Annotated in this window: 1 rRNA gene; it reads right to left on the bottom strand. The window is 53.3% G+C overall.

Annotated elements, in window-relative coordinates:
• A 23S ribosomal RNA gene (locus AABB92_RS23540) occupies positions 1-255 on the bottom strand; the annotation flags it as partial.

Below are 255 nucleotides of genomic sequence, written 5' to 3'. Positions count from 1 at the left end.
TTAGGAGGAGACCGCCCCAGTCAAACTACCCACCAGACACTGTCCGCACCCCGGATAACGGGGCCACGTTAGAACATCAAACATTAAAGGGTGGTATTTCAAGGTTGGCTCCACGCGGACTGGCGTCCGCGCTTCAAAGCCTCCCACCTATCCTACACATCAAGGCTCAATGTTCAGTGTCAAGCTGTAGTAAAGGTTCACGGGGTCTTTCCGTCTTGCCGCGGGTACACTGCATCTTCACAGCGAGTTCAATTT

Origin of the sequence: Pantoea brenneri (assembly GCF_038594305.1) — a bacterium.
Lineage (GTDB): Bacteria > Pseudomonadota > Gammaproteobacteria > Enterobacterales > Enterobacteriaceae > Pantoea > Pantoea brenneri.
Note: the sequence above shows the minus strand (reverse complement) of the source record. Positions and strands in the feature narration are given on the sequence as shown.